Genomic DNA, 8,629 nt, shown 5'->3' with positions numbered 1-8,629 from the left:
GGCTCAGGTGCGGGGCGTGTCGGGCGTCTGGAAGGACCTCACCGACAACGTCAACTTCATGGCGGACAACCTGACTTCGCAGGTCCGCAACATCGCTCTCGTCTCCACCGCCGTCGCCCAGGGCGATCTCGGCAAGAAGATCACGGTGGAGGCGAAGGGCGAGATCCTGGAGCTGAAGTCGACCATCAACACGATGGTCGACCAGCTCTCCGCCTTCGCCGACGAGGTCACCCGCGTCGCCCGCGAGGTCGGCACCGAGGGAAACCTCGGAGGTCAGGCCCAGGTGCGGGGCGTGTCGGGCGTCTGGAAGGACCTCACCGACAACGTCAACTTCATGGCGCTGAACCTGACCTCGCAGGTCCGCAACATCGCCCAGGTCACCACCGCCGTCGCCAACGGCGACCTCTCCAAGAAGATCACCGTCGACGCGCGCGGCGAGATCCTCGAGCTCAAGGACACCGTCAACACGATGGTGGAGCAGCTGCGCGCCTTCGCCGACGAGGTCACCCGCGTGGCCCGCGAGGTCGGCACCGACGGACGGCTCGGCGGACGCGCCCAGGTGCTGGGTGTCTCCGGTGTGTGGCGGGATCTGACCGACAACGTCAACTACATGGCCGACAACCTGACTTCACAGGTGCGGAACATCGCCCAGGTCACCACCGCCGTCGCCAACGGCGACCTCTCGAAGAAGATCGACGTGGACGCGCGCGGCGAGATCCTGGAGCTCAAGACCGCCATCAACACCATGGTCGACACGCTGTCCTCGTTCTCCTCCGAGGTCACCCGGGTGGCCCGCGAGGTCGGTTCCGAGGGGCAACTGGGCGGCCAGGCGCGGGTCGAGGGTGTGTACGGCACCTGGAAGCGCCTGACGACGAACGTGAACGAACTCGCCCTGAACCTGACCACCCAGGTCCGGGCGATCGCCGAGGTGGCCTCCGCGGTGGCGCAGGGCGACATGTCCCGCTCGATCACGGTGGAGGCGCGCGGCGAGGTCGCCGAGCTGAAGGACAACATCAACCTGATGGTGGCCAACCTCCGCGAGACGACCCGCGCCAAGGACTGGCTGGAGTCGAACCTCGCCCGGCTCGCGGCCCTGATGCAGGGCCACCGGGACCTGATGGAGGTCGCCGACCTGATCCTGCGCGAGCTGACCCCGCTGGTGAACGCCCAGTACGGCGCGTTCTTCCTGGCCGACCCGGACGAGGACGGCTCGTCCCTCCGCACAACCGTTCCTGCAAAGGGACTGGCGTTCATCGCGGGCTACGGGTCGGCGCAGGGCGCGACCGTGGAGACGGGCGGTCTGCCGGTGCACGGCCTGGTGCGCCAGGCGGCCCGGGAGAAGAAGCGGATCCTGGTCGAGGAGGCCCCGCCGGACTACATCAAGATCAACAGCGGTCTCGGTGAGGCGGCTCCCACCAGCGTCGTGATCATCCCGATCCTCTTCGAGGACAAGCTGCTCGGCGTGATCGAACTGGCCTCCTTCTCCCGCTTCTCCGACGTCCACCTGGCGTTCTTCGACCAGTTCGTGAACACCATCGGCGTCGCCATCAACACGATCATCGCCAACTCCCGCACGGAGTCCCTGCTGGGCGAGTCCCAGCGCCTCGCCATGCAGCTCCAGGAACGCTCCGACGAACTGCAGAAGCAGCAGGCGGAGTTGCAGCGCTCGAACGCCGAACTGGAGGAGAAGGCCGCCCTGCTGGCCACCAGCTCCCAGTACAAGTCGGAGTTCCTGGCGAACATGTCCCACGAACTGCGCACCCCGCTGAACTCCCTGCTGATCCTCGCGCGGCTGCTCTCGGACAACCCGGACGGCCATCTCTCCGACCAGGAGGTGCAGTTCGCGACGACGATCCACCGGTCGGGTTCGGATCTGCTGCAGCTGATCAACGACATCCTCGACCTGTCCAAGATCGAGGCCGGGCGGATGGACGTACGGCCGAAGAAGCTGCCGCTCATCAAGCTGCTCGACTACGTCCACGCCACCTTCCGCCCGCTCACCCTCGACCGGGGGCTCGCCTTCGAGGTGGCCGTCGGCGAGGACGTGCCGCGCGAGATGTACTCGGACGAGCAGCGTCTGCAGCAGATCCTGCGCAACCTGCTCTCCAACGCGATCAAGTTCACCGCGACCGGCCGGGTCGAGCTGCGGGTGAGCCGGGTCAAGGACCCCGAGCACCGGTACGTGCAGGGCAGCGACGAGGTGATCGCGTTCGCCGTCAGCGACACCGGAATCGGCATCGCGGCGGAGAAACTGCCGGTGATCTTCGAGGCGTTCCAGCAGGCGGACGGCACCACCAACCGCAAGTACGGCGGCACGGGCCTCGGTCTGTCCATCAGCCGCGAGATCGCCGGCCTGCTGGGCGGTCGTATCGTCGCCGAGAGCGAGCCGGGGCAGGGCTCCACCTTCACGCTGTACGTCCCTGTCGTCAGCCCCGGTCACGCGGCGACCGGACCGGCGCCCGAGGACCGTACGCCGCCGGTGCAGGAGCAGCCCGCCGCCGAGCCGTTCACGGCCGCGCACGACGTGGACGACTCCTGGCCTGCGCCGACCAAGCTGGAGGCGTGGAAGGCGGGGCGGGCCGGTCAGGTGCTGCCGGGGCGGCGGGTGCTGATCGTCGACGACGACATCCGCAACGTCTTCGCGCTCACCCATGTCCTCGGCCGCGTCGGCATGCCCGTGCTCTACGCGGAGAACGGCCGCGAGGGCATCGAGACCCTCGAGCGCAACCCGGACGTCGAACTGGTCCTGATGGACATCATGATGCCGGAGATGGACGGCTACGAGACCATCGCCGCCATCCGCCGCACCCCGCGCTGGGCGGGTCTGCCGATCGTCGCGCTCACCGCGAAGGCGATGCCCGGCGACCGGGAGAAGTCCATCGCCCGGGGCGCCAACGACTACGTACCCAAGCCGGTGGACGTCGACCAGTTGCTGACGGTCGTCTGCGCGCTGCTCGATCCGGAGGGCGCGGGACACGCGGAACGGGCGGACACCGAGGAGGCGGCGGCGACGCCGGCGCCGGAAACCGAATGAGGCACAGTCACCATGAGCGCTGAGGCAACGACCGACGAGCGCGCCGGCATCCTCCTCGTGGACGACATGGAGGACAACCTGATCGCGCTGGAGGCCGTCCTGGGGTCCCTCAACGAGCCGCTGGTCCGCGCGCGTTCGGGCGAGGAGGCGATGAAGGCGCTGCTGCGCCGGCGCTTCGCCCTGGTCCTGCTCGACGTGCGGATGCCGGGCATGGACGGCTTCGAGACGGCCGCCAACATCAAACGGCTCGACCAGACCAAGGACGTCCCGATCATCTTCCTGACCGGCGCGGACGACGACTCCGGCTACGCCTTCCGCGGCTACGCGACGGGCGCGGCGGACTACCTGACCAAGCCGTTCGACCCCTGGGTCCTGCGGGCCAAGGTCACCGTCTTCCTCGACCTGCACCGCAAGAACCGGCAACTGGAGCGGCTGCACGGCGAACTGAGCCACCGACTGGCGGAACTGGAGCACCAGTTCACCGGCGAGAACCCCCCGGACCTGGACCGCCTGCACGCCCAGATCCGGGAGTTACGCCGCCTGGTACCCCACGGACACCCGCTGTGACCGGCTACGCCTCGCGCGTGCCCGCGTACATCTCGTCGATCAAGTGCTTGACCGCATCACCGCGGGGGGCGACCCCCGCACCCCCAGCAGGGGCCCCCGGCACCGCCCTCCACCACGTCACACCACCACGAAAGCCACCCGCCGACGGACCTACGCCTCCCGCGTGCCCGCGTACATCTCGTCGATCAGGTGCTTGTACTCCCGTTCCACCACCGGGCGCTTGAGCTTGAGGCTCGGGGTGATCTCGCCGTGTTCGACGTCGAGGTCGCGGGGCAGGAGGCGGAACTTCTTGATGGTCTGCCACTTCTGCAGACCGGCGTTGAGTTCCTTGACGTAGGCCTCGACCATCGCGACGGTGGCCGGTGCGGCGACGATGTCGGCGTAGGACTTGCCCTCCAGGCCGTTCTCCTTGGCCCACTCCAGGATGGACGGCTCGTCCAGCGCGATGAGCGCCGTGCAGAAGTTCCGGTCGGCGCCGTGCACCAGGATGTTGGACACGTACGGGCACACCGCCTTGAACTGGCCCTCGACCTCGGCCGGCGCGATGTACTTGCCGCCGGAGGTCTTGATGAGGTCCTTCTTGCGGTCGGTGATCCGCAGATAGCCGTCGGGCGAGAGCTCGCCGATGTCCCCGGTGTGGAACCAGCCGTCGGCCTCCAGCACCTCGGCGGTCTTCTCCGGCAGCCCGTGGTAGCCCTGCATGATGCCGGGGCTGCGCAGCAGGATCTCCCCGTCGTCGGCGATCCGCACCTCCGTGCCGGGCAGCGGCTTGCCGACCGTGCCGGTCCGGTACGCCTCGCCGGGGTTGACGAAGGAGGCCGCCGAGGACTCCGTCAGGCCGTAGCCCTCGAGGATGTGGATGCCGGCGCCGGAGAAGAAGTAGCCGATCTCGGGCGCGAGCGCCGCCGAGCCGGAGACGCACGCCCGCAGGTTCCCGCCGAACGCCTCACGGATCTTGGCGTACACCAGCGCGTCGGCGACCTTGTGCTTCGCGCCGAGCCCGAACGGCACCGAGGCCGTCCCCGTGCGCCGGAAGTTGTCCTGCGCGACCTTCGCGTACTCGCGGGCGACCTCCGCCGCCCACTGGAAGATCTTGTACTTGGCACCGCCGCCCGCACGGGCCTTCGCGGCGACCCCGTTGTAGACCTTCTCGAAGATGCGCGGCACGGCCGCCATGTACGTCGGCTGCACGACCGGCAGATTCTCGATGATCTTGTCGACACGGCCGTCCACGGCGGTGACGTGACCGACCTCGATCTGCCCGGACGTCAGCACCTTGCCGAAGACGTGCGCGAGCGGCAGCCACAGGTACTGCACGTCCTCGCCGCCGATCAGCCCGGTCGCGGCGATCGCCTTCGCCATGTACGCCCAGCTGTCGTGCGCGAGCCGGACGCCCTTGGGCCGGCCGGTGGTGCCGGAGGTGTAGATGAGGGTGGCGAGCTGGTCCTTGGTGATCGCGCCGACCCGCTCCTTGATCAGGTCGGGGTCCTTCTCCAGCCGCGCGGCACCCCGGGCCTCCAGCTCGGCGAGGGTCAGCACCCAGTCGCTGGTCTCGACACCGGCCGGGTCGATCACCACGACCTGCGTGAGGGCGGGCAGCTCGGCCCGCTTCTCCACGGCCTTGGCCAGCTGCGCCGCGTCCTCGGCGATCAGCACCCGGCTCTCGGAGTCGGAGAGGATGAACGCCGACTCGTCGGCGTTGGTCTGCGGATAGACCGTGGTCGTGGCCGCGCCCGCGCACATGATGCCGAGGTCGGCGAGGATCCAGTCGAGCCGGGTCGAGGAGGCAAGCGCGACCCGCTGCTCGGGCTGTACGCCCAGCTCGATGAGTCCGGCGGCGATCGAGTAGACCCGCTCGGCGGCCTGCGCCCAGCTCAGCGACTTCCACTCGTCGGGGCCGTCGCCCGAGGCCGGCGGCACCGGGTAGCGGTACGCCTCGGCGTCCGGGGTGGCCGCCACGCGCTCGAGGAAGAGGGTCGCCACGCTCGGCGGACGGTTCTCGATCAGGGTCTGTGTGTCGCTCACGACATCCTCCGGGGCCCGCGACAGTGCGGCTGGCTCAAGTGCGGCTGGCTTCACGCAGTAGCGTTTGTTTAACTCGCGAGTAACTATCGAGCAGAGATCAGAGTAGAGCCCGACCGGCCGGTTCGTAAGAGCCAGCGGCCTGTCACTTCCTACAGAGCGCGACGTTACGCACGCGTAGGGGCCCGCCACGCTTTCGCACGACGAGCCCCCCTTCTGCCCGCTTTGACAGGTAACCGGCTGTAACCCGCGGTTACTTCTTGCCCTTGGCCGACCCCGCGCTGTCATCGCTGGAGAGGACCGCGATGAAGGCCTCCTGCGGAACCTCCACGGAACCCACCATCTTCATCCGCTTCTTGCCCTCCTTCTGCTTCTCCAGCAGCTTCCGCTTCCGGGAGATGTCACCGCCGTAGCACTTGGCGAGGACGTCCTTGCGGATGGCGCGGATCGTCTCGCGGGCGATCACCCGGGAGCCGATGGCGGCCTGGATCGGCACCTCGAAGGCCTGCCGCGGGATGAGCTCGCGCAGCTTGGCGACGAGCCGCACGCCGTAGGCGTACGCCTGGTCGCGGTGGGTGATCGCGGAGAACGCGTCCACCTTGTCGCCGTGCAGCAGGATGTCGACCTTGACGAGGTTCGAGGTCTGCTCGCCGGTGGGCTCGTAGTCGAGCGAGGCGTAACCACGCGTCTTCGACTTCAGCTGGTCGAAGAAGTCGAACACGATCTCCGCGAGCGGGAGCGTGTAACGGATCTCGACCCGGTCCTCGGACAGGTAGTCCATGCCGAGCAGGGTGCCGCGCCGGGTCTGGCACAGCTCCATGATCGAGCCGATGAACTCCGACGGCGCGAGGATCGTGGCGCGTACGACCGGCTCGTACACCTCGTTGATCTTGCCTTCGGGGAACTCGCTCGGGTTGGTGACGGTGTGCTCGCTGCCGTCCTCCATCACGACCCGGTAGACCACGTTGGGCGCGGTGGCGATGAGATCGAGCCCGAACTCCCGCTCCAGCCGCTCCCGGATCACGTCGAGGTGGAGCAGACCCAGGAAGCCGACGCGGAAACCGAACCCCAGCGCGGCGGAGGTCTCCGGTTCGTAGACGAGCGCGGCGTCGTTGAGCTGGAGCTTGTCCAGGGCCTCGCGCAGCTCGGGGTAGTCGGAGCCGTCGAGCGGATACAGCCCCGAGAAGACCATCGGCTTCGGGTCCTTGTATCCACCCAGAGCCTCCGTGGCCCCCTTGTGCTGGCTGGTGACGGTGTCACCGACCTTGGACTGGCGGACGTCCTTCACACCGGTGATGAGGTAGCCCACCTCACCCACACCGAGCCCGTCGGCCGCCAGCATCTCGGGCGAGTTCGTCCCGATCTCCAGCAGCTCGTGGGTGGCGTCGGTGGACATCATCCGGATCCGCTCGCGCTTGTTGAGCTGACCGTCGATGACACGGACGTACGTCACGACACCGCGGTAGGAGTCGTACACCGAGTCGAAGATCATCGCGCGGGCGGGCGCGTCGGCGACACCGACCGGCGCGGGGATCTCCGCCACCACCTTGTCCAGCAGCGCGTCGACGCCGACACCGGTCTTGGCGGAGACCCTGAGCACGTCGTCGGGGTCGCACCCGACGAGGTTGGCGAGCTCCTCGGCGAACTTCTCCGGCTGCGCGGCCGGCAGGTCGATCTTGTTGAGCACCGGGATGATCGTGAGGTCGTTCTCCATCGCCAGGTAGAGGTTGGCGAGGGTCTGCGCCTCGATGCCCTGGGCGGCGTCGACGAGGAGGATGGTCCCCTCGCAGGCGGCGAGCGACCGCGAGACCTCGTAGGTGAAGTCGACGTGCCCCGGGGTGTCGATCATGTTGAGGATGTGCGTGTTGTTCTTGTCGTGGGTCGGGGCCCACGGCAACCGCACCGCCTGGGACTTGATCGTGATGCCGCGCTCGCGCTCGATGTCCATCCGGTCGAGGTACTGAGCACGCATCTGCCGCTGCTCGACGACGCCGGTCAGCTGGAGCATCCGGTCGGCGAGCGTGGACTTGCCGTGGTCGATGTGCGCGATGATGCAGAAATTGCGGATCAGAGCCGGGTCGGTACGGCTCGGCTCGGGCACATTGTTAGGGGTCGCGGGCACGCAGGGTCCTGTCTCTTGAGGCGCCTTATGCCTCGGGTCGGATCGATACGTAGGCTCCATGGTCCCACGGGCGGCGACCGGGGACCGTTTTGGGCCGTCGGCCCGCCCCCTGGTAGTCTGAGTGGCTGTGTCTCATGCCCTCTCAGCGCGAGGCACACCATCAAGAAATCACCTGGTACGGGACCCGGACCCTCCATGCCCGGAGTGCTCCTGGCCCGTGCCTGAACCTGTAGAGGCTCATTCGTGGCGAACATCAAGTCCCAGATCAAGCGGATCAAGACCAACGAGAAGGCGCGGCTGCGCAACAAGGCCGTCAAGTCCTCCCTGAAGACCGCGATCCGCAAGGCCCGCGAGGCCGCTGCCGCGGGTGACGTCGAGAAGGCCACCGAGTACCAGCGCGCTGCGGCGCGTCAGCTCGACAAGGCCGTCTCCAAGGGCGTCATCCACAAGAACCAGGCCGCCAACAAGAAGTCGGCGCTTGCTTCGAAGGTCGCGTCCCTCCAGGGCTGAACCTTTCTGATCTGACCGGGTCCCCCGAGGACCCAGCGCCGGAAGGACCCGAGCGGGCCCTCTCTCATCCGCTCCCAACCGGCCCCAGAGCCCGTACGCGGCCTGCGTTCGCCACGCGGGTACGGGCTCGACGTCCTGACCCGAAGGCCCCGCTGCTTGCCCTTCCCCGGGCGAGCGGCGGGGCCTTCGGCTTGTTCTCAGCCCACCCGGTCGTCTGGTTGGTTTCAGCCCGTCCGTCCGCCTGGCTTTTTGCCCGTCCGGCCGCCTGGTCTTTTCAGCCCGTCCGGCGCTTGAGGACGAGGCCCGAAGGGCCGACCGGGGTCCGGGCGGAGCCCCGGCGGGGTTGAAGGGGCGGCAGTCCCTGGGGATGGGAC

At 68.2% G+C, this 8,629-nt stretch carries 5 protein-coding genes; 3 read left to right on the top strand and 2 right to left on the bottom strand.

Going from position 1 to position 8,629, the window contains the following annotated elements:
- Together GRC12_RS38390 and GRC12_RS38385 are read left to right on the top strand one after the other, a co-directional pair.
- A partial coding sequence (locus GRC12_RS38390) for a HAMP domain-containing protein (RefSeq protein WP_208784945.1) occupies positions 1-3,034 on the top strand: 3,034 nt, incomplete at its 5' end.
- Positions 3,035-3,046: 12 nt separating this feature from the next.
- Positions 3,047-3,601 (top strand): response regulator, encoded by a 555-nt coding sequence (locus GRC12_RS38385; RefSeq protein WP_208784943.1) that lies wholly within the window; start codon positions 3,047-3,049, stop codon positions 3,599-3,601.
- Positions 3,602-3,751: 150 nt separating this feature from the next.
- Here the strand turns inward: GRC12_RS38385 and GRC12_RS38380 are convergent, their stop codons facing one another.
- Together GRC12_RS38380 and lepA are read right to left on the bottom strand one after the other, a co-directional pair.
- Positions 3,752-5,626: an AMP-dependent synthetase/ligase gene (locus GRC12_RS38380; RefSeq protein WP_208784941.1), complete on the bottom strand. Its 1,875-nt coding sequence runs from the start codon at positions 5,624-5,626 to the stop codon at positions 3,752-3,754.
- A gap of 250 nt (positions 5,627-5,876) precedes the next feature.
- Entirely contained in the window at positions 5,877-7,745 is a 1,869-nt protein-coding gene (gene lepA, locus GRC12_RS38375) for a translation elongation factor 4 (protein WP_208784939.1), read from the bottom strand.
- Positions 7,746-7,988: 243 nt separating this feature from the next.
- Here lepA and rpsT point away from each other — a divergent pair, with 243 nt between their 5' ends.
- Positions 7,989-8,255: a 30S ribosomal protein S20 gene (rpsT, locus tag GRC12_RS38370; protein ID WP_133041041.1), complete on the top strand. Its 267-nt coding sequence runs from the start codon at positions 7,989-7,991 to the stop codon at positions 8,253-8,255.
- The last annotated feature ends 374 nt before the right edge of the window (positions 8,256-8,629 follow it).

The organism is Streptomyces griseorubiginosus, from assembly GCF_017614965.1.
Lineage (GTDB): Bacteria > Actinomycetota > Actinomycetes > Streptomycetales > Streptomycetaceae > Streptomyces > Streptomyces griseorubiginosus_B.
The sequence above is the reverse complement of the archived record's forward strand: the minus strand, read 5'-3'. Positions and strand labels throughout refer to the sequence as shown.